This is a genomic window from Pectobacterium aquaticum, from assembly GCF_003382565.3.
Taxonomy (GTDB): Bacteria; Pseudomonadota; Gammaproteobacteria; order Enterobacterales; family Enterobacteriaceae; genus Pectobacterium; species Pectobacterium aquaticum.
On sequence record NZ_CP086253.1, the window covers coordinates 4,290,232 to 4,313,572 of the forward strand.

Annotated in this window: 19 protein-coding genes; 13 read left to right on the forward strand and 6 right to left on the reverse strand. The window is 50.6% G+C overall.

All coding sequences use genetic code 11. The features are described from left to right. Positions 1-186: 186 nt before the first annotated feature. On the reverse strand, positions 187-1,722 hold the full coding sequence (gene exaC / locus DMB82_RS19870; RefSeq protein ID WP_102117060.1) for an acetaldehyde dehydrogenase ExaC: 1,536 nt from the start codon (positions 1,720-1,722) through the stop codon (positions 187-189). Positions 1,723-2,067: 345 nt separating this feature from the next. On the opposite strand from exaC, the gene fdhD reads away from it, so the two are divergent. From fdhD to glyS, 4 genes are all read left to right on the forward strand, one after another. Further along, entirely contained in the window at positions 2,068-2,901 is an 834-nt protein-coding gene (fdhD, locus tag DMB82_RS19875; RefSeq protein WP_102119568.1) for a formate dehydrogenase accessory sulfurtransferase FdhD, read from the forward strand. 63 nt (positions 2,902-2,964) lie between these two features. Beyond that, entirely contained in the window at positions 2,965-3,771 is an 807-nt protein-coding gene (locus DMB82_RS19880) for a sulfite exporter TauE/SafE family protein (protein ID WP_102119567.1), read from the forward strand. A gap of 127 nt (positions 3,772-3,898) precedes the next feature. Beyond that, a complete protein-coding gene (gene glyQ, locus DMB82_RS19885; protein WP_010286428.1) occupies positions 3,899-4,813 on the forward strand; it encodes a glycine--tRNA ligase subunit alpha in 915 nt (304 codons plus the stop codon). 9 nt (positions 4,814-4,822) lie between these two features. After that, positions 4,823-6,892, forward strand: a complete 2,070-nt coding sequence (gene glyS / locus DMB82_RS19890; protein WP_116163897.1) for a glycine--tRNA ligase subunit beta — start codon at positions 4,823-4,825, stop codon at positions 6,890-6,892. 55 nt (positions 6,893-6,947) lie between these two features. Here glyS and DMB82_RS19895 read toward each other — a convergent pair whose 3' ends face one another. From DMB82_RS19895 to DMB82_RS19905, 3 genes are read right to left on the reverse strand one after another with little or no spacing between them, the layout of a single operon-like run. Beyond that, positions 6,948-7,829, reverse strand: coding sequence for an HNH endonuclease family protein (locus DMB82_RS19895; RefSeq protein ID WP_116163895.1), 882 nt, complete (start codon positions 7,827-7,829; stop codon positions 6,948-6,950). Further along, positions 7,829-8,563 (reverse strand): OmpA/MotB family protein, encoded by a 735-nt coding sequence (locus DMB82_RS19900; RefSeq protein WP_102119564.1) that lies wholly within the window; start codon positions 8,561-8,563, stop codon positions 7,829-7,831. Before DMB82_RS19900 ends, DMB82_RS19895 begins: the two co-directional genes overlap by 1 nt. 3 nt (positions 8,564-8,566) lie before the next feature. Next, positions 8,567-9,943: a hypothetical protein gene (locus tag DMB82_RS19905; RefSeq protein WP_116163893.1), complete on the reverse strand. Its 1,377-nt coding sequence runs from the start codon at positions 9,941-9,943 to the stop codon at positions 8,567-8,569. A gap of 416 nt (positions 9,944-10,359) precedes the next feature. Here DMB82_RS19905 and DMB82_RS19910 point away from each other — a divergent pair, with 416 nt between their 5' ends. The 5 genes from DMB82_RS19910 (at position 10,360) to DMB82_RS19930 (ending at position 15,786) form a co-directional block, all read left to right on the forward strand. Further along, positions 10,360-11,064: a DUF3053 domain-containing protein gene (locus tag DMB82_RS19910; RefSeq protein ID WP_102118752.1), complete on the forward strand. Its 705-nt coding sequence runs from the start codon at positions 10,360-10,362 to the stop codon at positions 11,062-11,064. Positions 11,065-11,498: 434 nt separating this feature from the next. Next, positions 11,499-13,406 (forward strand): PTS mannitol transporter subunit IICBA, encoded by a 1,908-nt coding sequence (locus DMB82_RS19915; protein ID WP_116156296.1) that lies wholly within the window; start codon positions 11,499-11,501, stop codon positions 13,404-13,406. Between the two features lie 61 nt (positions 13,407-13,467). Continuing rightward, the gene (locus tag DMB82_RS19920) at positions 13,468-14,616 is read left to right on the forward strand and encodes a mannitol-1-phosphate 5-dehydrogenase (protein ID WP_116163891.1); all 1,149 of its coding nucleotides are present in this window, start codon (positions 13,468-13,470) and stop codon (positions 14,614-14,616) included. A 116-nt stretch (positions 14,617-14,732) separates the two neighbouring features. Then, positions 14,733-15,296, forward strand: coding sequence for an MltR family transcriptional regulator (locus tag DMB82_RS19925; protein ID WP_133306653.1), 564 nt, complete (start codon positions 14,733-14,735; stop codon positions 15,294-15,296). A 127-nt stretch (positions 15,297-15,423) separates the two neighbouring features. Continuing rightward, the gene (locus tag DMB82_RS19930; protein WP_102118755.1) at positions 15,424-15,786 is read left to right on the forward strand and encodes a YibL family ribosome-associated protein; all 363 of its coding nucleotides are present in this window, start codon (positions 15,424-15,426) and stop codon (positions 15,784-15,786) included. A gap of 95 nt (positions 15,787-15,881) precedes the next feature. Here the strand turns inward: DMB82_RS19930 and DMB82_RS19935 are convergent, their stop codons facing one another. Next, positions 15,882-17,774 carry a methyl-accepting chemotaxis protein gene (locus DMB82_RS19935; RefSeq protein WP_107332108.1) on the reverse strand — a complete coding sequence of 631 codons (1,893 nt, stop codon included), beginning with the start codon at positions 17,772-17,774 and terminating at the stop codon, positions 15,882-15,884. A gap of 299 nt (positions 17,775-18,073) precedes the next feature. Next, entirely contained in the window at positions 18,074-18,700 is a 627-nt protein-coding gene (gene sodA / locus DMB82_RS19940) for a superoxide dismutase [Mn] (RefSeq protein ID WP_102118757.1), read from the reverse strand. 553 nt (positions 18,701-19,253) lie between these two features. On the opposite strand from sodA, the gene DMB82_RS19945 reads away from it, so the two are divergent. The 4 genes from DMB82_RS19945 (at position 19,254) to DMB82_RS19960 (ending at position 23,322) form a co-directional block, all read left to right on the forward strand. After that, a complete protein-coding gene (locus DMB82_RS19945; RefSeq protein ID WP_102118758.1) occupies positions 19,254-19,817 on the forward strand; it encodes a DNA-3-methyladenine glycosylase I in 564 nt (187 codons plus the stop codon). Beyond that, entirely contained in the window at positions 19,814-20,263 is a 450-nt protein-coding gene (locus tag DMB82_RS19950; protein WP_116156293.1) for an N-acetyltransferase, read from the forward strand. Before DMB82_RS19945 ends, DMB82_RS19950 begins: the two co-directional genes overlap by 4 nt. Positions 20,264-20,418: 155 nt before the next feature. Then, positions 20,419-21,381 (forward strand): glyoxylate/hydroxypyruvate reductase GhrB, encoded by a 963-nt coding sequence (ghrB, locus tag DMB82_RS19955; protein ID WP_116163889.1) that lies wholly within the window; start codon positions 20,419-20,421, stop codon positions 21,379-21,381. 303 nt (positions 21,382-21,684) lie between these two features. Continuing rightward, positions 21,685-23,322 (forward strand): TIGR04028 family ABC transporter substrate-binding protein, encoded by a 1,638-nt coding sequence (locus DMB82_RS19960; RefSeq protein WP_116163887.1) that lies wholly within the window; start codon positions 21,685-21,687, stop codon positions 23,320-23,322. Positions 23,323-23,341: the final 19 nt, after the last annotated feature.

Here is a 23,341-nt window from a genome sequence, read left to right on the forward strand (position 1 = left end):
AACAGCGTAGCCGTTGTTAAATGCCAGCACAATCGATTATTAACAACCAGCCATTATCCACAACTAGCGCTCAACAATCGGGAAAATCTGAGTGATAAGGGCGGATTCATACGGGAAACCCGCATGAATTTACGTTATACGCGCTTACCCTAGTGGCAAGCGCGCAGGATTTTACGGAGTGTGTTGTTAGAACAGCCCCATCGGCTTATCAGAGTAACTCACCAAGAGGCACTTGGTTTGCTGGTAGTGTTCCAGCATCATTTTATGGTTTTCACGCCCGATACCGGACTGCTTGTAACCCCCAAATGCCGCATGCGCCGGATAGGCGTGATAACAGTTGGTCCAGACGCGTCCAGCCTGAATACCGCGCCCCATCCGGTAGGCGATATTGCCGTTACGGCTCCACACGCCAGCGCCCAAGCCGTATTCCGTATCGTTAGCGATCTCCAGTGCGTCATCCATCGTTTTGAAGGTCGTGACCGCCAGCACCGGTCCGAAAATTTCCTCCTGAAAGACGCGCATACTATTTTTACCGAACAAGATCGTCGGCTCCAGATAGTATCCTTCAGCCAGCCCGCCCGGCATCACCTTGCGTTGGCCGCCCGTGAGCACGCGTGCGCCCTCTTTCTTACCGATATCAATGTAGTTAAGGATGGTGTCAAGCTGACCTGCGGACACCTGCGCGCCCATCATGGTTTTGCTATCCAGTGGGTTACCGATGCGGATCGCCTCAACGCGCTTGATTGCCCGTTCCATAAAGCGATCATAGATAGATTCCTGCACCAGCGCACGGCTCGGACAGGTGCAGACCTCTCCCTGATTGAAGGCAAACAGCGTGAAACCTTCGAGCACCTTGTCAAAGAAGCTGTCTTCCTTGTCCATCACATCGGCAAAAAAGATGTTCGGCGATTTGCCGCCCAGTTCCAGCGTTACCGGCGTCACGTTCTGCGCCGCATAGCTCATGATCTGCTGACCCACCTCGGTCGATCCGGTGAATGCCACTTTCGCAACGCGTTTCGATGTCGCCAGATATTCACCAATTTCGCTGCCCGACCCATTAACAACATTGATGACACCGGGCGGCAGCAGATCCTGAATCAGTTCCATCAAAATCAACACCGACATCGGCGTCAGTTTGGCGGGTTTCAGCACGATACAGTTACCGGCAGCCAGCGCGGGTGCCATCTTCCAACAGGCCATGAGCAGCGGGAAATTCCAGGGAATAATTTGTCCGACAACGCCGAGAGGCTCATGAAAATGATAGGCCACGGTATCACCATCAATTTCGCTAATCCCCCCTTCTTGCGCGCGGATGCAGGCAGCAAAATAGCGAAAGTGGTCAATCGCCAGCGGTACGTCTGCCCCGCTAGTTTCGCGTATCGGTTTACCGTTATCCCAGGTTTCCACCTGTGCCAGCAGCTCAAGATTTTGCTCCATCCGGTCGGCGATTCGGTTAAGCACCAACGCGCGTTGTTGCACCGACAGGCCACCCCACTCCGCTTTTGCCTTGTGAGCGGCATCCAGCGCGTGGTCAATATCTCGCGTTGACGAACTGGCCACTTCACACAACGGCTGGCCCGTTACTGGCGTCAAATTGACAAAATACTGACCAGCGTCAGGTGGTACCCAAGCTCCGCCGATAAAATTGTCATAGCGTTTTTTCAGATTGAGAGAGCCATATTCGCCAGATGCGGATCGGCCTTCGAGATGATCGTGCGCCATTTCAGTCTCCTTTTCATTTCCGAGTGAGCGGCCAGGCCGCAGTGAAAAAAGAGGTAAACAGTAAGCCGTTACATTAAGCCTATACGGGGTATGGGATTAGCGACAGCATTCGGCCAGAGAAGAAGGCAACTCTTCGAGTTGACGCACAGTTTCTTGCGAGAAAAAGTCGCATCCCTTCAGGTGCGGTGAAATATACCCTAAATAATTCGAGTTTCAGGAAGGCGGCAAGAGAAGGAATCCCGATGAGCTTACTCAAGTAAGTGATTCGGGTGACTAAACGCAGCCAACGCACATGCAACTTGAAGTATGACGGGTATAATACTTTTAATTTCCAGGGTGACTAACATGCAGGTATTTCAGGTGGAAGGGGTTCATTTACCAGCGGATGCCGCCCTTGAAGGCGCAACGCAACATTCAGTCTATCATCCCGATTCGCTGCATCAGCCGCAGTCTGACTGGCTGGCGGAAGAAGTGCCCGTTGCATTGGTTTATAACGGCATATCGCATGTCGTCATGATGGCCTCACCGAAGGAACTGGAGCAGTTCGCACTCGGGTTTTCCTTATCTGAAGGTATTATTCAATCATCGGCAGATATCTACGGCATTGATGTACAGACCGCCTGTAACGGCATCGAAGTACAGATTGAGCTTTCGAGCCGACGCTTCGCTGGGCTAAAAGAACGCCGCCGGGCGATGGATGGCCGTACAGGCTGCGGCGTATGTGGCGTAGAACAGCTCGCAGAGATCGGCAAATCGATCGCACCGCTGCCCTTCACGCAGACATTTTCCCTTAGCAAACTTGAAAACGCGCTGCTGCGGCTGCGCGATGTGCAGAAGATCGGTCAAGTGACGGGTTGCACTCACGCCGCAAGCTGGGTCGCGCCAGACGGCACGCTGTCTGGGGGGAGTGAAGACGTCGGCCGCCATGTCGCACTGGATAAGCTGCTAGGTACCCGAGCGAAACAAGGGTGGCAGCAAGGCGCAGCGCTGGTTTCCAGCCGGGCCAGCTATGAGATGGTCCAAAAATCCGCCATGTGCGGCGTGGAAATCCTGTTTGCTGCCTCAGCGGCCACCTCACTGGCCGTAGAGGTCGCACAGCGCTGCAACCTGACACTGGTCGGTTTTTGTCGGCCGGGACATGCGACTATCTACACGCATCCGCAGCGTCTGAGCGCGTAAGGGCAACCAACGCACAGGCAACTTGAAGTATGACGGGTATAGACAGAGACAGGAGTACAGGGAATGGCAGTAGAGTGGGTAGCAGCCTATCTGGCATTAGGCGCGGTAGTTGGTTTCATGGCGGGGTTATTGGGCATTGGTGGCGGCGGCATTATGGTGCCAGTACTGACGGCGCTGTTTGCTGCACAGGGCGTGGAGAATACGCATTTGGTGCATCTGGCGTTAGGCACGTCAATGGCGGCCATCGTCGTCACGGCAATTTCCAGCCTGCGTACGCATCATCAGCATCAGGCGGTGCTTTGGCCTGTGGTGTTGCGGATTACACCTGCCATCCTGATCGGGACATTCGCGGCTACCTGGCTGGCGACGCTGTTACCGACGCGGGCGCTGGCGATCTTTTTTTCCTGCTTTATGGCCTACGTTTCGCTGCAAATGGTGCTGAATATCAAACCAAAACCGCAGCGCCAGTTGCCCGGTACGGCAGGCGTTTCGCTGGCGGGATTGGTGATTGGCAGTATTTCGGCGCTGGTGGCTATCGGCGGTGGGTCGCTCACGGTGCCGTTCCTGACGTGGTGTAACGTCCGTATTCAGCAGGCGATTGGCACCTCCGCAGCAGTTGGGTTACCGATTGCCCTTTCCGGTGCGCTGGGCTACATGATTAACGGCTGGTCGGCGACGGGATTACCTGACTACAGCGTCGGCTATGTGTCTCTGCCTGCGGTTCTCTTGATTTCTGCCGTCAGCTTCTTCACCGCGCCCGTTGGTGCTCGTCTGGCGCACCGTCTGCCCGTGGCGACGCTGAAAAAGGCCTTTGCCGCGCTGCTGTTGTTGCTGAGCCTGAAGATGTTGCAGACCGTTTTTTCAGGCTGATCCTGAAATTTGAAAGATGATGACGGGGGATTTGCACTTGTTGCCGCATTCTGGCTGTATATCTTGCGGTCAGAGGGTATACTGGCGCATTCCTTATAAATCCACTTGTATCGCGCGCGAATCCAACATGCAAAAGTTTGATACCAAGACCTTCCAGGGCCTGATCCTGACGTTACAGGATTATTGGGCTCGCCAGGGCTGCACCATTGTTCAACCATTGGACATGGAAGTCGGCGCAGGCACTTCACATCCTATGACCTGCCTGCGGGCACTGGGACCGGAGCCGATGGCTGCCGCCTATGTGCAGCCTTCTCGTCGCCCGACCGATGGGCGCTACGGTGAAAACCCGAACCGCTTACAGCACTATTACCAGTTTCAGGTCGTCATTAAGCCATCACCGGACAATATTCAGGAGCTGTATCTTGGTTCTCTGAAAGAGCTGGGCATGGATCCGACCATTCACGATATCCGCTTCGTGGAAGACAACTGGGAAAACCCGACGCTGGGCGCATGGGGCCTGGGCTGGGAAGTCTGGCTGAACGGTATGGAAGTCACGCAGTTTACCTACTTCCAGCAGGTTGGCGGTTTGGAATGTAAACCGGTGACGGGCGAGATCACCTACGGTCTGGAACGTCTGGCGATGTACATTCAGGGCGTTGATAGCGTTTACGATTTGGTCTGGAGCGACGGCCCGTTAGGGAAAACCACCTACGGCGACGTGTTCCATCAAAACGAAGTCGAGCAATCGACCTACAACTTTGAACACGCTGATGTCGATTTTCTGTTCAGTTGCTTCGAGCAATATGAGAAAGAAGCGCAGCACCTGCTGGCGCTGGAAAAACCGCTGCCTTTACCGGCTTACGAACGCATTCTGAAAGCGGCGCACAGCTTTAACCTGCTGGATGCGCGTAAAGCAATCTCGGTTACCGAACGCCAGCGCTACATTCTGCGTATCCGTACCCTGACCAAAGCGGTTGCGGAAGCCTACTATGCCTCGCGTGAGGCGCTGGGCTTCCCGATGTGTAATAAGAAAGAGAGCTAAGAGGCAGCGATGACTGACAAGACTTTTCTGGTGGAAATTGGCACGGAAGAGCTGCCGCCGAAGGCTCTCCGTAATCTGGCAGAATCCTTTTCCGCGAATTTCACGGCAGAGCTGGATGCCGCCAATCTGGCACACGGTGACGTAAGCTGGTTTGCCGCGCCGCGCCGTTTGGCGCTGAAAGTGGCACGCTTAAGCGCGTCTCAGCCCGATCGTGAAGTAGAAAAACGTGGTCCGGCGATCTCACAAGCGTTTGATCCTGAAGGCAAACCGACCAAAGCAGCAGAAGGCTGGGCGCGTGGCTGTGGTATCACCGTTGAGCAAGCTGAACGTTTGACGACCGACAAAGGCGAGTGGCTGCTGTATCGCGCCCACGCGAAAGGCGAGCAGGCGCAGGCGCTGCTGGCTGGCATGGTAAGCACTGCATTATCGAAGCTGCCGATTCCAAAATTGATGCGCTGGAGCGACAAAGAAACGCAGTTTGTGCGTCCGGTGCACACGGTAACCATGCTGCTGGGTGAAGAACTGATCCCCGGTCAGGTATTGGGTATCGATTCCGCTCGTACTCTTCGCGGCCACCGTTTTATGGGTGAAGCTGAATTTACGATCGATAACGCCGAACAGTATCCGCAGATTCTGCTGGAGCGCGGTAAAGTCGTTGCCGACTACGATGCGCGTAAAGCGAAAATCAAAGCCGATGCAGAAGACGCCGCACGCAAGATTGGCGGTAATGCCGATCTGAGCGACAGCCTGCTGGAAGAAGTCACCTCGCTGGTGGAATGGCCAGTGGTGCTGACCGCGAAATTTGAAGAAAAATTCCTCGCTGTGCCGTCCGAAGCGCTGGTTTACACCATGAAAGGTGACCAGAAGTATTTCCCGGTTTACGACAACAGCGGCAATCTGCTGCCTAACTTCATCTTTGTTGCCAATATCGAGTCCAAAGATCCACAGCAGATTATTTCCGGTAACGAAAAAGTGGTGCGCCCGCGTCTGGCTGACGCCGAATTCTTCTTCAATACCGACCGTAAGAAGCGTTTGGAAGATCACCTGCCGCGTCTGGAAACCGTCTTGTTCCAGCAGCAGTTAGGTTCATTGCGCGACAAAACTGACCGTATTCAGGCGCTGGCTGGCTGGGTTGCTGGCCAGATTGGTGCCGATGTGGATCACGCAAAGCGTGCTGGTCTGCTGTCGAAGTGTGACCTGATGACCAACATGGTGTTCGAATTCACCGACACGCAGGGCGTGATGGGGATGCACTATGCGCGTCATGATGGCGAAGCGGAAGATGTTGCCGTTGCGTTGAATGAGCAGTATCAGCCGCGTTTTGCGGGTGACGAACTGCCGTCTTCTGCGGTGGCGTGCGCGCTGGCAATTGCTGACAAGATGGATTCACTGGCAGGGATTTTTGGCATCGGCCAACACCCGAAAGGCGACAAAGACCCGTTTGCGCTGCGTCGTGCCGCCCTCGGTGTGCTGCGCATCATCGTCGAGAAACGTCTGCCGCTCGATTTGCAGATGCTGACCGAAGAAGCGGTGCGTTTGTATGGTGATAAGCTGTCTAACGCCAAAGTTGTGGATGACGTGATTGAGTTCATGCTCGGCCGCTTCCGCGCCTGGTATCAGGAAGAAGGCCACAGCGTGGATACCATTCAGGCGGTATTGGCGCGTCGTCCTACCCGTCCGGCTGATTTCGATGCCCGCGTCAAAGCCGTCAGCCACTTCCGTTCGCTGGATGCCGCCGCGGCGCTGGCAGCGGCTAATAAGCGTGTTTCCAACATTCTGGCGAAGTCTACCGATACGCTGAACGAGAGCGTCAATGCTGCCGTATTGAAAGACGCGGCGGAAATTACGCTGGCCACGCACCTTGTCGTGCTGCGCGACAAACTGACGCCGCTGTTTGCTGAAGGTCGCTATCAGGAAGCGCTGGTTGAGCTGGCCTCACTGCGTGAGCCTGTCGATGCGTTCTTCGATCAGGTGATGGTCATGGCGGAAGATGAGCAGGTTCGAGTGAACCGCCTGACGCTGCTGAGCCAACTGCGCGAACTGTTCTTGCAGGTTGCGGATATTTCTGTTCTGCAATAACGAGGTTACCGTAATCTTTCCCCCGGCCTGAAAAGCGAGTCTGGGGAAAGATTGTTTAACTTGAGTTTGCTGCAGAGACCATATCCTTTTTTATTTTAATAAATGACATTAGCTGGAGACTGTTTTTCATATGTCCATGATCATCCTGATTTGAATGACATTCGATACAAAGCGCCTGTAGGTTGTCTTTCTTATTATTATTCTTTTGCCTATCGCGGTGGTGGACGTGTAAAAATTGATTTAAATTTTTACGTTCAAGACTTATGTTGCAAATTTCACATTGCCAATTAACTGACTCTCGATATTGTTTTGATATTATCTGGAAATTTTTTGAGTAATCATTAATCGGAGCAGTAATGTCATTATGTTCGGCATTATACGTCGTAGCTGAGTTTGGATAAACGCTGAAAAATTCCTTCAGGTCAAAAGTCGAGAAAATATTATCTTTCTCTCGATATTCCTTTGAGTAATTTTTCCAATTTAAGGTGTCGAGACAACATTTACACACATCTAATTTTTCCTCGCTGGTGATCCACTCCGTTTTATCAGTATTTTGTGACTTTATTGTGAAAATTCCATCACTACGAGTGGCTGCAACGTATCTTCCGCTTTTATTTTTTTCCCACATTTCTTTTAGTTTTTTACAGTTTGCCAAATGATATTTTGGCAAACTCATTTTCCCACCGTAGGATGCTACATCCCTTATATGAAGGATAACGCGTTTATTTTTATAAATAATAGTGTTGTCACTATTGATTTCTATTTCTGATATATCAATTTCTTTTCCTGTTGTTGAAAGTATTTTTTCAAGAACAAGTACGTCCATTTTTATATCAGCGATAGGTGGAATAATCTCTGCTTTCATTTCATTGCGTAATTTGTTGAAAATTGGCGAATCAAGAAAGTCGGGGAGTTGAGAGACGAGAAACGAATCCATTATATTTTATTCCCTTTTTCAACAATATTGGCCACTTGGCGTTCAACATTCGTCCTGACGCGAAATTCCACTCGTTGAGAGCGCGCACTGTCTTCAATTTGCTCTGGGGATATGATCGTTTTCCCTTCTTTATCAATAGGTTTTGCTGAAGAAAATCCAATAGCCCGAACGTGGTTTTTAAACCAACTTAAGGTGCTTTTAGAGTCTGAAACTGCAGGCATATTCATAATATATGATAGAGTTGTCCGAGTTCTTGACTGAGACAGTTCCATGTTATGAAAATAAGCATCGTTTTCACTTACGCCTGTTCGCCACATCGTTGATGTATGTCCCTCAATACGTATTTCCTCAATGTTATCGATATACTTTTTATCAGTCATAATGCCGAGGTAGCGGGGAATAAACTCATCTAAGATACTTTTAAATTCTGGTTTTAGCTCAGAGGAGCTGGTTGTAAATAAAATATTTGGCTCTTGAAACCGCACTGTTAGATCCTCGTCGATTGTTGCGTGCCAACGTTTTAGATCGTCCTTGAATTCATGCTGTAAGGCTTGACCAAGCCCCTGTAGGGTATTCTTATATACTGATGGGATTTTCACCATCTCCTGTACTTTTATCATATAGACAACAGAGATAAGTAAAAATATCATCATCAGAGAGGTCATTAAATCACTCAGGCTGATCCAAAAATCCTCTTTATCTGCTTTTGGGCGAGCTAATAATGGGTTATTCATTTGTTATCCTCTCAAATTCTCTGATAGACGCACGACATCCCTTAGTTTTTCTGTCAGAGGATCGTAATCCTGTACAAATTTAGAGGATAGCGCCCCTAATTGTTGCCCGAGGCTATCGAGAGATTTCTTCAACGCGGCAGCTAAAGCTGCATCCAATGTTTGAACCTGTTGTTCTGTTTTTCTGTTTAGTTCGACAATATTATTTGTGACATCTTCATTGTGTTGCTGCATGTATTTAGTGAGATCTTGAGAAAGGCGTGTTATCTGCTCTTGTAGTTCTGTGCCTGTTTGCTGCACAGATTTTTGCATTTCCTGATTTTGGTTTCTTATAGCATCAAACATTGTTTTTGAACTACCTATCATCTGGTTGCTAAAATCGGCTGTGGATGATTCCAATGTTTGCGTTACAGTATAAACACTATTTTCAATGGCTGTGGCGGAGGCTGTAGCTCCGTTCCTCACATCCTCTATAATAGCCATGATTCCTCTTTCTATTTCAGGAATACCTGTTTTTGATGATTCAATTAATTCTGCCAATTGTTTTAGATTCTCTTCTATACCTTTCTCTAAACTAGATACTGTACCAATCGTTTGATGAATATCTTTTGCAACCTGAGTAAATGATTCTGACTGTGTCATGATTTCGGCAAAGGATTGGGTCGCTTGTTGCATATTTGCTGTTGTTTGAGTTTGTTGCTCAATCATCTCTCGCATTTGGAGGCTATATTGTTGTTGCCATTCATTTATTTTACCGACAGCTTCATTTAGCTGTTTGAAATTATCACCAAATTGCTCACCAATTTTTTCATTAAAATCATGAATAACTTCTTTTAACGCTTCAATTAATGCTTTTGAGTTGTTTTCAGTTTGATTTTTTGCAAACTCAGTAAATGCGTTATGTATATTGGTCAGTTGAGTACTTTGATTGCTGCTCATTTTTTGTAGCTCTGCTAGCAGAGAAATACTATTTTTCTCTGTAGTAGAGTGTAATAGTTTAATCGATTCTGTAGAAAACTGTAGGTGTTGAACAATATCGTCAATTGTTGAATCAGTGGGTATCGGTTGGTTGTTTTTTGTCCTTACACCACGAAACGCATAGCGCCATTTTATAATTAATGCGCAAGCAACACCCACAAAAGAGGCCCAAAATGCAGTTTTGATTCCATTAATCAGCGTAGGTAAGCTATTTTCCACATCATTCATATCGAATGATGCCAAGCCTAACGCAATCCCAAGGAAGGTTGCCAATATTCCTATAGTAATAAGGATCCCTGGTGACTCATGGGCTTTCTTCTCGGTAAAATTCCAGTTGCTATAAATGAAGTAGGCAAGGATTACAGCAATAAAAAACCATGTGTCAAGGGGTAATATACTAAGCATAGAGTAGTCAAATTGTCCGTTTGTTAAAAATAAGATAAAAATATCGTGCTAAAAGAATCACTTTTTATTTAAGGTAGTAAATTGCACATTCATTACCTTGATAATAGTTTTGTTTGGAAATCTATTTTTTCATGTTGTCGAGTAGCCTCACCTTTTGGGCGTTCCTTATTATTCGGATAAAAATGCGGGATGAAACGCAATTTTAATAATATGTTTCTGATTAAACAATAACCATACTGGCTTTTATTTCTCTTGACCGTCGAGATTGGCCCTTTCCTGCACAGCCAGCCTGATTCGACTATGCTTATGTCGTAGAAAATCTTGTCATGGAAAATCCGTCGTCAGCGTGTTTTGGTTTGAAAAAAGCACGATTGGCGGGGCAGTAAGCATAACGGGAGTAGGGAATGAGAAGGCTAATGACGTACCGTTCACGCTGGCTGCTGCCAGTTCTGGTTATTCTGGCGGCATTGCAGCTGGCTGCCTGTGGTGACAGCGAAGCCGATCAGCGGAAGGCATTCGTTGCATTCCTGCAAAGCGTGCAGTCGCAGCAGGATGGGACGCTGCCGACATTGACGGAAGAGCAGAAAAATAATTTTGGCAATTTCACCAACGATTACGCGATGTTAACTACTTTTTCTCAGCAGTTTAATCAGGCGGTATCCGGCAGTTTAACGCCGATGCTGGGGCAAATTTCCCGAATTCGTGTTCCTAAAGACTATCTGACGCAGCGTGATGATCTTCGCCAATCTATCGGGGCAATGAACCTGTTGAGCCAGCATGTGCAGGCGGCGAAAGTGCAGGCGGACAACGCCCATCGGCTGCTAAAACAGCCCGAAGAAGTGCAAATACCCTATGAGCGGTTGTATGCACGCACGGTAATACAGCCCACCAATGCGCTGCTACCCGCTATTCCGAATGCGATTGCCTTCGCACAGAGCCTGATCCAGATCGGTGATTTCCTTCAGGCTCAGGGCGATCAGGCGGTGTTTAATGGCGCGTCTGTGCAATTCCGTACGCCGCAACAGGTGGCGCAATATAACAGCATGGTGGCAGCGTTACCTCTACAGCAGCAGAATTTAATGAATGCACTCAGAGGAATAACTGGCGTGAATTATCCCTAACCGCGTCGTGCCCCGACGCTTTAGCGATGCGATAGGGCAGAGAGGTATTCTGTATAAGATGCGTGTGGCTGGTGAGAGGGGAAAATAAATTGTGATTAACATCACACAAACAAAACAAATACAGCCCTGTAAATTGTGATACAAGTCACATATAAGGCACGGTGTTTGTCTAAAAATTTGTTTAATTTTTCATTTTTAACGGTTTTTTGTGAAGTAAATCACCTATTTGTATCGTTGATGTAGGGTGGTTGTGTGATTTTTGTCACGTTACCGCTATGGAGTTGCGGTATGAAAACAGCGTGTTAGAGTCCGCGCTGCATACAGTAATAATGACGGACGTCTTCTTGTGGTAATCGGTGTTTTATTGCCACGCCGTCTCACGATAATTACCACGCGCTCTTATTGTCAGCGCGTTTCAATAGGGGTGTGTTTTTATGCTTTCACCAGATATTAAGATCAAGGTGCAAAACTTTGGTCGCTTCCTCAGTAATATGGTGATGCCCAACATTGGCGCATTTATCGCCTGGGGTATTATTACCGCGCTGTTTATCCCTACTGGCTGGTTCCCCAATGCAACATTGGCGAAGCTCGTCGGTCCGATGATTACCTATTTGCTGCCATTGCTGATTGGTTATACCGGCGGACGTCTGGTATTCGGTGAGCGTGGTGGTGTCGTGGGTGCCATTACGACGATGGGTGTGATCGTCGGGACCGATATCCCGATGTTCCTCGGCGCCATGATTGTGGGCCCGTTGGGCGGCTGGGCGATCAAACGTTTTGACCGTATGGTCGACGGTAAAATCAAGAGCGGCTTTGAAATGCTGGTCAACAACTTCTCTGCCGGTATCATCGGTATGTTGTTGGCAATCCTGTCGTTTTTGGCAATTGGTCCGCTAGTTGAAGTCTTCTCTCAGGTGCTGGCTTCCGGCGTTAACCTGATGGTACAAAACAACCTGCTGCCGTTTACGTCTATCTTCGTTGAACCGGCGAAAATTCTGTTCCTGAACAACGCCATTAACCACGGTATCTTCTCACCGCTGGGCATTCAGCAGGCGACGGAAACTGGCAAATCTATTTTCTTCCTGATCGAAGCGAACCCAGGCCCGGGTATGGGCGTGCTGATGGCGTACATGTTCTTCGGTCGTGGTAACGCGAAAGAGTCAGCTCCAGGTGCGGCGATTATCCACTTCCTGGGCGGGATTCACGAAATCTACTTCCCTTATGTGCTGATGAATCCGCGTCTGATTATTGCGGTGATTCTGGGCGGGATGACCGGCGTGTTTACGCTGAGCGTACTGGGCGGCGGTTTGGTTTCTCCTGCGTCTCCAGGTTCCATTCTGGCGGTGCTGGCGATGACGCCAAAAGGCGCTTACTTCGCTAACCTTGCAGCTATTGCGGCGGCTTTCGCGGTGTCCTTCATTGTGTCGGCGATTCTGCTGAAAAGCACCAAGCAAAAAGAAGAAGACCTGGGCGATGCAACGCGCCGCATGCAGGAAATGAAAGCGTCTTCTAAAGGCACGGCGACTAATGTCGGTGTCAGCGGTGATATGAGCACCGTGCGTAAAATCATCGTAGCGTGTGACGCTGGTATGGGTTCCAGCGCGATGGGTGCGGGTGTGCTGCGCAAGAAAGTTCAGGATGCCGGGCTGACCAACATTTCGGTGACTAACAGCGCGATCAATAGTCTGCCGGAGGATGTCGACCTGGTGATTACGCACCGCGACTTGACCGAACGTGCGATGCGCCATGCGCCGCAGGCACAGCACATTTCGCTGACCAACTTCCTTGATAGCGGTCTGTATAGCGATCTGGTGTCACGTCTTACCGCAGCACAGGGTGCCGTGAAGTCTGAAGCCGTCGCGACGCCAGCACCCGCTGTCGCCGACGCACAGACTAACTTGTTCCAATTGGGTGCAGGCAATGTGTTCCTGAATCAGCATGCGACAGACAAAGAGCAGGCAATCCGTTTCGCCGGTGAGCAACTGGTGAAAGGCGGCTATGTCGAGCCTGCGTATGTTGAAGCGATGCTGGAACGTGAAAAGCTGACTTCCACCTATCTGGGCGAATCGATTGCTGTGCCGCACGGTACGATTGAAGCGAAAGACCGCGTGCTGAAAACGGGCGTTGTCTTCTGCCAATATCCTGAAGGCGTTCGCTTTGGCGCTGAAGACGATGAGGTTGCGCGTCTGGTTATCGGTATTGCCGCTCGCAACAACGAACATATTCAGGTCATCACCAGTCTGACCAATGCGCTGGATGATGATGCCGTCATTGAACGTCTGGCACAGACCCAGGATGTTCAGGAAGTGCTCGACTTACTCTCCGGTAAAAAGAGTGCCTAATTGATGTGGCTAGGGCCGCCTGCGGGCGGCCTCTTTTTATGTTTTTTTAAGGTTATGTCTCATGAAAGCATTACACTTTGGCGCGGGTAATATTGGCCGTGGGTTTATTGGGAAATTGTTGGCCGATGCCAACGTCGAACTGACATTCGCTGACGTCAATCAGCCGCTGTTGGATGCCCTGAACAGCCGCACAAGCTACACGGTGCGGATTGTCGGTGATAACACGCAGGTTGATACCGTCAGCAACGTTAGCGCCGTTCACAGCGGCAGCCAGGATGCCGTTGCGCTGATCGCTGTAGCCGATCTGGTGACGACCGCGGTGGGGCCGCAGATTCTGGAAAAAATCGCCGGAACTATCGCTCAGGGGCTGGTTAAGCGTCATAACGACGGCAATACCCGGCCGTTGAACATTATTGCCTGTGAAAATATGGTGCGTGGCACCAGCCAGTTAAAACAGCATGTGTTGAAACTGCTGCCGGAAGGCCATCAGGAATGGGTTGTTGAGCATGTGGGATTCGTGGATTCCGCCGTGGATCGCATCGTTCCCCCTTCCGAAGCCGGTAGCGAGGATATGCTGGCGGTGACGGTAGAAACCTTCAGCGAATGGATTGTCGATAAAACCCAGTTCTGCGGTGAACCGCCAGCGATTCCCGGTATGGAACTGACCGACAATTTGATGGCGTTTGTTGAGCGTAAGCTCTTCACGCTGAACACTGGCCATGCGATTACGGCCTATCTCGGCCAGCAGGCGCGTCATCAAACGATTCGCGATGCGATTCTCGATCCGAAAGTCAGAGCCGTGGTCAAAGGCGCAATGGAAGAGAGCGGTGCGGTACTCATCAAGCGCTACGGTTTTGATGCGGAGAAGCACGCTGCCTATATCAACAAGATTCTCAGCCGCTTTGAAAACCCGCATCTGCACGATGACGTAGAGCGCGTTGGCCGTCAGCCGCTGCGCAAGCTGAGTGCCGGTGATCGTTTGATCAAGCCGCTGCTCGGAACGTTGGAATACCAGTTGCCGCATGAGAGCCTGATTATCGGCATTGCTGCCGCGATGCATTATCGCAGTGAACAGGATCCGCAGGCGCTGGAACTGGCTGAGTTAATCCGCACTCAGGGGCCGCAGGCGGCGCTGGTGCAGATTTCTGGCCTAGATGCTGACAGTGAGGTTGTCGCGCAAGCAGTGAATGTGTATAACGCCATGCAGTAATCGGCGTCTCTCGTCATCATGCAGGTGTGGTCTTTTCGACACGGTGTAAGGTATACGGGCGACGTCGGGGATAGGATGTCGCCACACCTGCCGGTAAGCATGCTGCCGAGATGGGGATGCTGCGGGCGGGGTTAAAGGGTCGAGAAGTGACGATGGAAGAAACACAGGCGTTTGAAAACCGGGTTCTGGAAGCGCTGAACTCAGGGAAGACTGTGCGCGACTTTATGCTCTGCGCCGTTGAGCTGCTGGCTGACGCGGTCAGTATCCTGATGTTGCAGGTGTTCCGTAAAGATGACTATGCGGTGAAATATGCCGTTGAACCCTTGATGATGGGAACGGGCCCGCTGGGCGACCTTTCCGTGCGCCTGAAACTGATTTATGGCCTGGGAATGATCAGCCGTAAAGAGTACGAAGATGCGGAACTGTTAATGGCGCTGGGCGAAGAGCTGGCACATGACGAGCGGCATTACCGTTTTACCGATGATGAAATTCTGGGGCCTATCGGCGAGCTGCACTGCGTGGCGACGTTGCCTACAGAACCCGCTTTGCCGCCGGCAGACGACGCCGATCCGCTTTTGGTGAGTATGCAACAGCAGCGTTATCAGCAGATGGTGCGCTCCACGTTGGTGCTATCCCTGACCACATTGATTGCGCAAATCAGTCTGAAAAAGGCGTTTTAATCCCATTCCGCTATATTACGTCACATGCGTCATGTCAGGCGGTTCCCGCCTTCACGCAACTCGAATTATTTAGCGTATAGTGTATGCTGTGCCCCGCATTATTCTCCCGTTATATAGGTTATCTTTTATGAAAGAGCAGGAAAAAGCAGAGATCAAACGCCTTAGCGACCAACTGGATAAGCTGACGCGTAAGCAGACCACGCTGCTGGAACAAGGTGATGCTGAAGCAATCGCCCTCAATCTGGAGGCCTGCGAGAAGCTAACAGCTGAAATCGAGCGCCTGCGTAACGTGAGAGAACAGAAGCTCAGTGAAGAAGCACAGAAACTGGCGAACCTGCCTTTCAAACGTGCGATTACTAAAAAAGAGCAGGCTGATATGGGGACGTTGAAGAAAAGCGTTCGCGGTTTGGTGGTGGTGCACCCGATGACGGCATTGGGGCGCGAGATGGGTTTAAAAGAGATGACAGGCTTCGCGCCGAAACCGTTCTGAGGTTTCTTCTCTGCGCAGACCGATGCTGGTGATGGATTCGTTGATGAAGCCCCTGTTTAACAGGGGCTTTGTCGTTTTTGGTACGGTTGTTGATATTAGCGCGGCGCGCGCAGACGATGCGTTTGGTCGGCAAACGCGATACCCGCTGGAGTGTCATCGTGTGGCGTGCTTGCCAGACGGAAGACGGAAACGGCCTGCTTCAGCAGTCTCGCCTGCTCTTCCAACGAATCGGCAGCAGCAGAGGATTGTTGAACCAGTGCGGCGTTCTGCTGCGTGGTGCTGTCCATCTCAACAATTGCCTGGCTAACTTGGCTGATTCCGCGACTTTGCTCATCCGATGCGGTAGCAATTTCACCCATGATGTCATGCACCTGCGTGATAGAGATGACGATATCATTCATCGTTTTACCGGCATTGCCAACCAGCGTCGCTCCGCGTGATACCTGGGTAACCGATTCAGAGATCAGGCCTTCGATTTCCTTCGCGGCCTGTGAACTACGCTGGGCAAGGCTACGGACTTCGCTGGCAACCACAGCAAAGCCGCGGCCTTGTTCACCGGCGCGGGCGGCTTCGACTGCGGCGTTCAATGCCAGAATGTTAGTCTGGAAGGCGATGCTATTGATGACGGACGTGATTTCCGCGATACGCTTAGAACTGCTCTCAATCGCCGTCATGGTTTGCACCACATTATTCACCTGCTCGCCGCCTTGTTTTGCGGTTTGAGATGCGCTGATTGCCAGCTTGTTAGCGTGGTGTGCGTTATCTGCGTTTTGCTTAACCGTCGCGGTGAGCTGCTCCATGCTGGCGGCAGTTTGCTCAACGGCAGCGGCCTGTTGCTCGGTACGTGATGACAGGTCCGTATTACCCGCGACGATCTCGCTGGACGCGTTAGAAATCTGGCTGACGCCGACGCGAATGTCATCGATCATATTGTGCAGGTTGTCATTCATTTTCGACATTGCACTCATCAACTGACCCAGCTCATCCTTACGCGTCGTGTTGATGGACATGGTGAGGTCGCCTGTTGCGATTTTTTCAGCCATGCTCAATGTGTTGCCAAGCGGTGTTGTAATCTGACGTGAAATAAACCAGGAAATCAGCAGACCAAGCAGCAGCGTAATCAGTGTTGCGATGCTCATTTGCAGCGTGGCACTACGAATGTCTGCCTGTGAAGCCGCTAACTGATCGCTGAGGAGTGAGGTGATAACGGTATTTAACTGATCGGCAACCACCCGCATTTGCCCCGCCTGCGCCATTTCCTCTTGATAGGCTGGCATATAGGCCAAAACCTGCTCTTCATAGGTATTCATGATCGTCAGGACGGGTGTCAGCGTTTCACGCTGTTCGGCAGACAGGCTTTGATACAGGAAGGTCAATGACGTTTGTGCTGCGTTGATGGCATCCGTCAGTTTTTCTTCGGATTCTTTATTGGTAGACAGTAATAAGCCACGAACGTGGTAGCGAACGGAAATGAGTTTTTGGTTCAGATCAGAAAGTAATAATTGAAGAGTAGTACTGTTATTGTCTGTCTTTAATTGATCGTTAAGCTGCTCTAGCGGTTTTTCTGTTGTTGAGATATTCCAGCTTTTTCTGACGGCATCCTTTTTTCCCACTGCATTAATATAATTATTTTGTTTTTCCTGATAGCTGGAAATTAATGTGGGGATACTGGCTATTTTCTTGGTATCACTTTCTGACCAGTTAAATTCTTTTGCCTTTTCAGCGAGTTTACTGACGTTGGCAATGTGTTCAACGTTCTTTTTTATATCATCAGGATTATAGGTGGTGCCGTATAATGCGCGGTAATATTTAGCCTGGTTAATTTCATCATTGATATTGTTGCTTAAATTCACTTTATCAATACTGTCTTTCAGCGAGCCAATATGCATAATGCCCGCACCGGCAATTACCATGGTCATCAGCAGAATCAGGAAAAAACCTAATCCTAATTTTTTACCGACTTTTAGATTATCAAAATTCATCGTCATCACATCCCACCACTATATCGTATTGAGTCGAATTCACTATCCTGATGCACACGTATTTAGCGGTGTTAGCATCTCGGATTACCGCTTACCAAGCTTATCCCTGCACAATAACATGATAAAAACCTGCAATAGATATCGGCACGTTACTCCGAAACTTTATGCGCCAGTGAGAGAGGAATGCCAACGTACATGCTGCTCGGCATCGAGGTAGGGATAATAAAAAACTGGAATAACAGACTGTTATTCCAGTTTATATTCAAATGCAGAAGAGGCCTGATGGTATCAGGCACTCAACGGCTTTATTTTTTCGCGCTAGCGAAACGCGCAGCGGCTTCGTCCCAGTTCAACACGTTCCAGAATGCTTTAGCATAAGCTGGACGAAGATTCTGATATTTCAGGTAGTAAGCGTGCTCCCATACGTCCAGACCGACGATTGGGTAGCCAGACGCACCAGAAACGGCTTCACCCATCAGCGGGCTATCTTGGTTTGCAGTAGACACGACGGCCAGTTTGCCGTCGTCTTTCAGTACCAGCCACGCCCAGCCAGAACCGAAGCGGGTTGCTGCTGCTTGCTCAAATTTCTCTTTAAACGCATCAACGCTGCCGAAATCACGTTCGATGGCCGCTTTCAGGTCGCCAGTCAGCGTCGTGCCGACTTTCAGGCCCTTCCAGAACAGGCTATGGTTAACGTGACCACCCGCGTTGTTACGCAGTGCCGTTCTTTTCTCCGCAGGAACTTTGTCCAGTTGAGCAATCAGCTCTTCAGCAGACAATGTAGCCAGTTCAGGCAGAGATTCCAGCGCGGCGTTAGCATTATTGACGTAAGCCTGATGGTGTTTGGAATGGTGAATTTCCATCGTTTCTTTGTCGAAATGCGGTTCCAGTGCGTCATAAGCGTAAGGCAGCGATGGCAGTGAATAACTCATGTTTAGCATCTCCATGGTAAAAAAAATGTTACGGCACTGTGTTGTTAGTACCGCGTAAGCAATATCTTCATTATAGTTAATTAAATGATATTGAAAATGATTATTCTCGAACGGTCAGCATGAATCAGATTGCTTTACTTCATGATAACAAACGCTTATGTCGTTATTGCACTATGTAAAAACAAATTAATCTATACCCGTCATACTTCAAGCTGCCTGTGCGTTGGCTGCCCTTACTCACCCCAGTCACTTACCTGAGTAAGCTCCTGGGGACTCGCGCGGTTGCCGCCTTCACGCAACTCGAATTATTTAGGTATTGCTTTTCTTATGATCGATTGAACAGCCCTGAGCGAATGAACAGCCCTGAGCTGTTGGCGAAACATTATTCATGATTCCGCGACGACTTTCTGCCCCATCCGCAAACGACCTTTCATATCTGCGAGCACACCCGCAAAACACTGGTTGCATATACAGCAACATAAATGCCATGATCGACCCCGACTTGCGACAGACTGCCTTACAATGAACGGCTCAACATAATCAGGGGAAAGGTATGCAACGCTGCGGCTGGGTTACACAAGACACCTTATATCAGGATTACCACGATAACGAGTGGGGGAAACCCTGCACCGACAGCCAGAAGCTGTTTGAGTTACTGTGTCTGGAGGGCCAGCAGGCAGGTCTTTCCTGGATTACCGTCCTGAAAAAACGCGAACACTATCGCCGTTGCTTTCACCAGTTCAACCCTGAGCAAGTGGCACAGATGACGCAGGATGACGTCGAGCGACTGGTGCAGGACAGCAGCATTATTCGCCATCGAGGAAAAATCGAGGCGATTATCACCAATGCAAAAGCGTGGATGGCGATGGAAAGTCAGGGAGAGAGTTTCTCGCACTTCATTTGGTCTTTCGTCGAACACCAACCGCATCTCAATCACCCCGCTTCGCTCGCCGAGGTGCCCGCCAAAACGGACGTTTCAGATGCCATGTCCAAAGCCCTGAAGAAACGTGGCTTCAAATTTATCGGCTCAACCATCTGTTACGCCTTCATGCAGGCGGGTGGATTGGTCAACGACCATGTCACCGACTGCTTTTGTCATCAGGAAAGCCCCTCATGATTCGACCTTACCGCGACCACGATCTCGAACCGCTGATGCAGCTTTGGCTGAAAAGTACCACGCTGGCGCATCCGTTTATTCGTGAAGATTATTGGCGAGAAAGTGCCAGCGCGGTACGTGAGATCTATATTCCCCAGTCGCAAACCTGGGTTTATGAGGAACAAGGGAGCCTCATCGGCTTTATCAGCGTGCTGGAGGCACGGTTCATCGGCGCGCTGTTTGTGGAACACGCCTATTATGGCAAGCAGATTGGTACAGCGCTGATCCAGCATGTTCAGGCACAGTACCCCTTACTCAGCTTGGAAGTGTATCAGCAGAATACGCGCGCCTGCCGGTTCTACCATAAACAGGGATTTGTCATCGTGGAGGAAAACGTCAATCAGGATACACAGGCCACGGCGCTGATCATGCAGTGGGAACAGGAACATCCTGTGTGTGTGCGATGAGGCGGTTGCTCATCACATCAATCGTGCAGACTTCCCATTAATCGCGGTTAACCTTGGGCAGATGCGGGCCGGTATCGCTTGCAGTCTCTCGCCAGCTACGCGATTATTCGATGAGCTATTTCTACGTTAACTTCCTTAATCTGCTGGAGTTTGTGATGAAACCTAGCGTTATCCTGTATAAAAAAGTGGCTGACGATCTACGCGCTCGTTTAGACCAACACTTCACCGTCACTGAACTTGACGCCTTTCCCTCACTCGACCACCCCGCTCTGGCAACGGCCGAAGGCATCATTGGTTCCGGTGGTAAAGTCGATAAAGATTTCCTGCAACACGCACCGCGTTTACGCGCGGCGTCCACCATTTCAGTCGGTTATGACACCTTTAACGTCGACGCGCTGAATGAAAAAGGGGTGATTCTCATGCACACCCCGACCGTGCTGACGGAAACGGTGGCGGATACAGTTCTGGCACTGATGCTCGCCAGCGCACGTCGGGTCGTGGAAGTGGCTGAGCGGGTCAAAGCGGGTGAATGGAAAGGGGGCGTCGGCAGCGACTGGTTTGGCACTGACGTTCACCATAAAACCATCGGTATTCTGGGGATGGGCCGCATTGGTCTGGCCGTCGCGCAACGCGCCCACTTTGGTTTCAGCATGCCGGTTCTGTACAACGCACGCCGCCATCACGCCGAAGCGGAGCAGCGTTTTAATGCCCGTCACTGCGATCTCGATACGCTATTAGCCGAGTCTGATTTTCTCTGTATCACGCTGCCGCTTACGGCGGAAACGCACCATCTCATTGGCCGCGAACAGTTGGCAAAAATGAAACCCAGCGCCATTTTGATTAATATTGGTCGTGGTGCCGTCGTAGATGAAGAGGCGCTGACGGAAGCCTTAGTGAAAGGAACCATTCAGGGCGCGGGCCTAGATGTTTTTGTCAAAGAACCGCTGCCCGTCGATTCTCCGCTGCTGGATTTACCTAACGTGGTGGCGCTGCCGCATATCGGCTCTGCCACACACGAAACCCGTTACGGCATGGCTGCCTGCGCCGTTGACAACCTGATTGCCGCCCTGAGCGGTCAGGTAAAAGAAAACTGCGTGAATCCGCAGGTTTTGAAATAACCCTAGATCGACCTTAGCGCTGCGACGACACTTTCGCAGCGCTGCTTTTCCCCACTCACCAAGCCCATCATCACACGCGAAACGCGGCGATTTCTCGCAAAAACCACGCTTTTTCCTAACTAAAAACTGGATAACCAATACCGGTATTGTTCTTTGCGGTTTCCTACCGCCTATGGAAATATCGGCTGTAACGAACGGTTAACGTCTTCTGCCGTATTCCCCGTTTCAGGACGTAATCGATACGCATATTCACCTGATAAAAAACAAATTTAATAAAAACCATCACATGTAGGGAAAACCATCGTGGCGACTTTTTTGCATCCTCATCAGAAACTCACTATTTTTACCTCATTGCTCCTTCTGGGTGGTGCGCTGGGCGCACAGGCAGCGAACGACGCGCCGAAAATCGGCGGCACGCTGATTTATCTGGAGCAGCAGGCGCACACCAATCTCTATACGCCCGCGGGCGGGTTTTATCCGAACGGCGGCATCCTCAACCAGATCACCGATAAACTGACGTACCAGAACCCAGAAACGCTGGAGGTCGAACCGTGGATTGCGGAATCCTGGACCATTAACGCGGATAACACCGAATACACGTTCAAGATTCGTCCCGGCGTTAGCTTCTCTGACGGCACCCCGCTGGATGCCAACGCAGTAGCGAAAAACATCGATACCTACGGCTTGGGAAATACGGCACTCAACCAGCCGATTTCTGAGGTCATCAATAACTACCTGCGCAGTGAAGTCATCGATCCGCTCACGGTGAAGTTTTACTTTAAGAAGCCGTCTCCGGGCTTTCTGCAAGGTACTGCGACCATCGGTTCCGGTCTGGTGTCCCTCAGTACGCTGGAGCGCAATTTCAATCAGTTAGGCAATGCTAAAAACATTATTGGCTCCGGCCCGTTCGTGGTGAGCAGCGAGAAGCTAGGGCGGGAACTGAAACTGTCCGCCCGTAAGGATTACAACTGGGCACCGGTTAAATCGAAGCATCAGGGGCGCGCCTATCTGGACGGTATTACCTATCTGGTCACCCCAGAAGACAGCGTGCGTATTGGCGCGCTGGTATCGGGTCAGGCGGACTTCATTCGTCAGATCCAAGCCTATGATGAGAAGCGGGTGCAGAGCCAGGGCTTCAATCTTTATGCCCCACCGACACGCGGCGTCAATAACAGCGTCGTATTCCGCCCGGATAACCCACTGGTCGCCGATATTCGCGTGCGTAAAGCGCTGCTGCACGCCACCAACACCAAAGAGATCATTGATACGCTGTTCTCGGACAACTACCCACAGGCCACGTCACCGCTGGCTAAAACCGCCGCGGGCTATGTCGATCTCTCCAGCAAACTCACGTTCGATCCCGCTCAGGCCAACAAACTGTTAGATGAAGCAGGCTGGAAAACCGGTTCGCAGGGATTGCGACAGAAAGACGGCAAAACGCTGGAGCTAACCGCCTATGAATCCCTGCCGCAGCCGCAGAACAAAGAAACCTTACAGCTGGTTTCTCAGCAGTGGGCAAAAGTCGGCGTGAAGCTGAACGTGCTGGCGGGTGACGCAGGCAGCAAGACCGTCGATAGCCTCGATCCGCTGAAAACGGGCGTTGCTCCAGCGATGGTAGGCCGTGCCGACCCGGATGTACTGAAAAGCCAATATTACCCGACGGTACGCAACGTCCTGCTGCAAAAAGGCGGCTCCAGCGACAAGGTGAACACCTTTGTCGATGCGCACCTAAATACGCTGCTGGATGGCATCGCCGCTGAAACCGACCGCAGCAAGCGACTGGCGCTGGTCGGAGAGGTGCAGAGCTACCTGATCGATCAGGCCTACGTCATTCCTATTTTTGAAGAGCCGCAGGTGTTTGCGGGCGCGCCAACCACAAAAGGCATCGCGTTTGAAGCCGTTGGTCGCCCCAGCTTTTACAACACCTGGCTGGATAAGTAACACAGAAGAAAGAGGGAGG

What these genes read in the sequence shown, in the direction of transcription:
- exaC (WP_102117060.1), bottom strand. Translation starts at nt 1,722, where the DNA reads ATGGCGCACGATCATCTCGAAGGCCGATCCGCATCTGGCGAATATGGC.
- fdhD (WP_102119568.1), top strand. Translation starts at nt 2,068, where the DNA reads ATGCAGGTATTTCAGGTGGAAGGGGTTCATTTACCAGCGGATGCCGCC.
- DMB82_RS19880 (WP_102119567.1), top strand. Translation starts at nt 2,965, where the DNA reads ATGGCAGTAGAGTGGGTAGCAGCCTATCTGGCATTAGGCGCGGTAGTT.
- glyQ (WP_010286428.1), top strand. Translation starts at nt 3,899, where the DNA reads ATGCAAAAGTTTGATACCAAGACCTTCCAGGGCCTGATCCTGACGTTA.
- glyS (WP_116163897.1), top strand. Translation starts at nt 4,823, where the DNA reads ATGACTGACAAGACTTTTCTGGTGGAAATTGGCACGGAAGAGCTGCCG.
- DMB82_RS19895 (WP_116163895.1), bottom strand. Translation starts at nt 7,829, where the DNA reads ATGGATTCGTTTCTCGTCTCTCAACTCCCCGACTTTCTTGATTCGCCA.
- DMB82_RS19900 (WP_102119564.1), bottom strand. Translation starts at nt 8,563, where the DNA reads ATGAATAACCCATTATTAGCTCGCCCAAAAGCAGATAAAGAGGATTTT.
- DMB82_RS19905 (WP_116163893.1), bottom strand. Translation starts at nt 9,943, where the DNA reads ATGCTTAGTATATTACCCCTTGACACATGGTTTTTTATTGCTGTAATC.
- DMB82_RS19910 (WP_102118752.1), top strand. Translation starts at nt 10,360, where the DNA reads ATGACGTACCGTTCACGCTGGCTGCTGCCAGTTCTGGTTATTCTGGCG.
- DMB82_RS19915 (WP_116156296.1), top strand. Translation starts at nt 11,499, where the DNA reads ATGCTTTCACCAGATATTAAGATCAAGGTGCAAAACTTTGGTCGCTTC.
- DMB82_RS19920 (WP_116163891.1), top strand. Translation starts at nt 13,468, where the DNA reads ATGAAAGCATTACACTTTGGCGCGGGTAATATTGGCCGTGGGTTTATT.
- DMB82_RS19925 (WP_133306653.1), top strand. Translation starts at nt 14,733, where the DNA reads ATGCTGCGGGCGGGGTTAAAGGGTCGAGAAGTGACGATGGAAGAAACA.
- DMB82_RS19930 (WP_102118755.1), top strand. Translation starts at nt 15,424, where the DNA reads ATGAAAGAGCAGGAAAAAGCAGAGATCAAACGCCTTAGCGACCAACTG.
- DMB82_RS19935 (WP_107332108.1), bottom strand. Translation starts at nt 17,774, where the DNA reads ATGACGATGAATTTTGATAATCTAAAAGTCGGTAAAAAATTAGGATTA.
- sodA (WP_102118757.1), bottom strand. Translation starts at nt 18,700, where the DNA reads ATGAGTTATTCACTGCCATCGCTGCCTTACGCTTATGACGCACTGGAA.
- DMB82_RS19945 (WP_102118758.1), top strand. Translation starts at nt 19,254, where the DNA reads ATGCAACGCTGCGGCTGGGTTACACAAGACACCTTATATCAGGATTAC.
- DMB82_RS19950 (WP_116156293.1), top strand. Translation starts at nt 19,814, where the DNA reads ATGATTCGACCTTACCGCGACCACGATCTCGAACCGCTGATGCAGCTT.
- ghrB (WP_116163889.1), top strand. Translation starts at nt 20,419, where the DNA reads ATGAAACCTAGCGTTATCCTGTATAAAAAAGTGGCTGACGATCTACGC.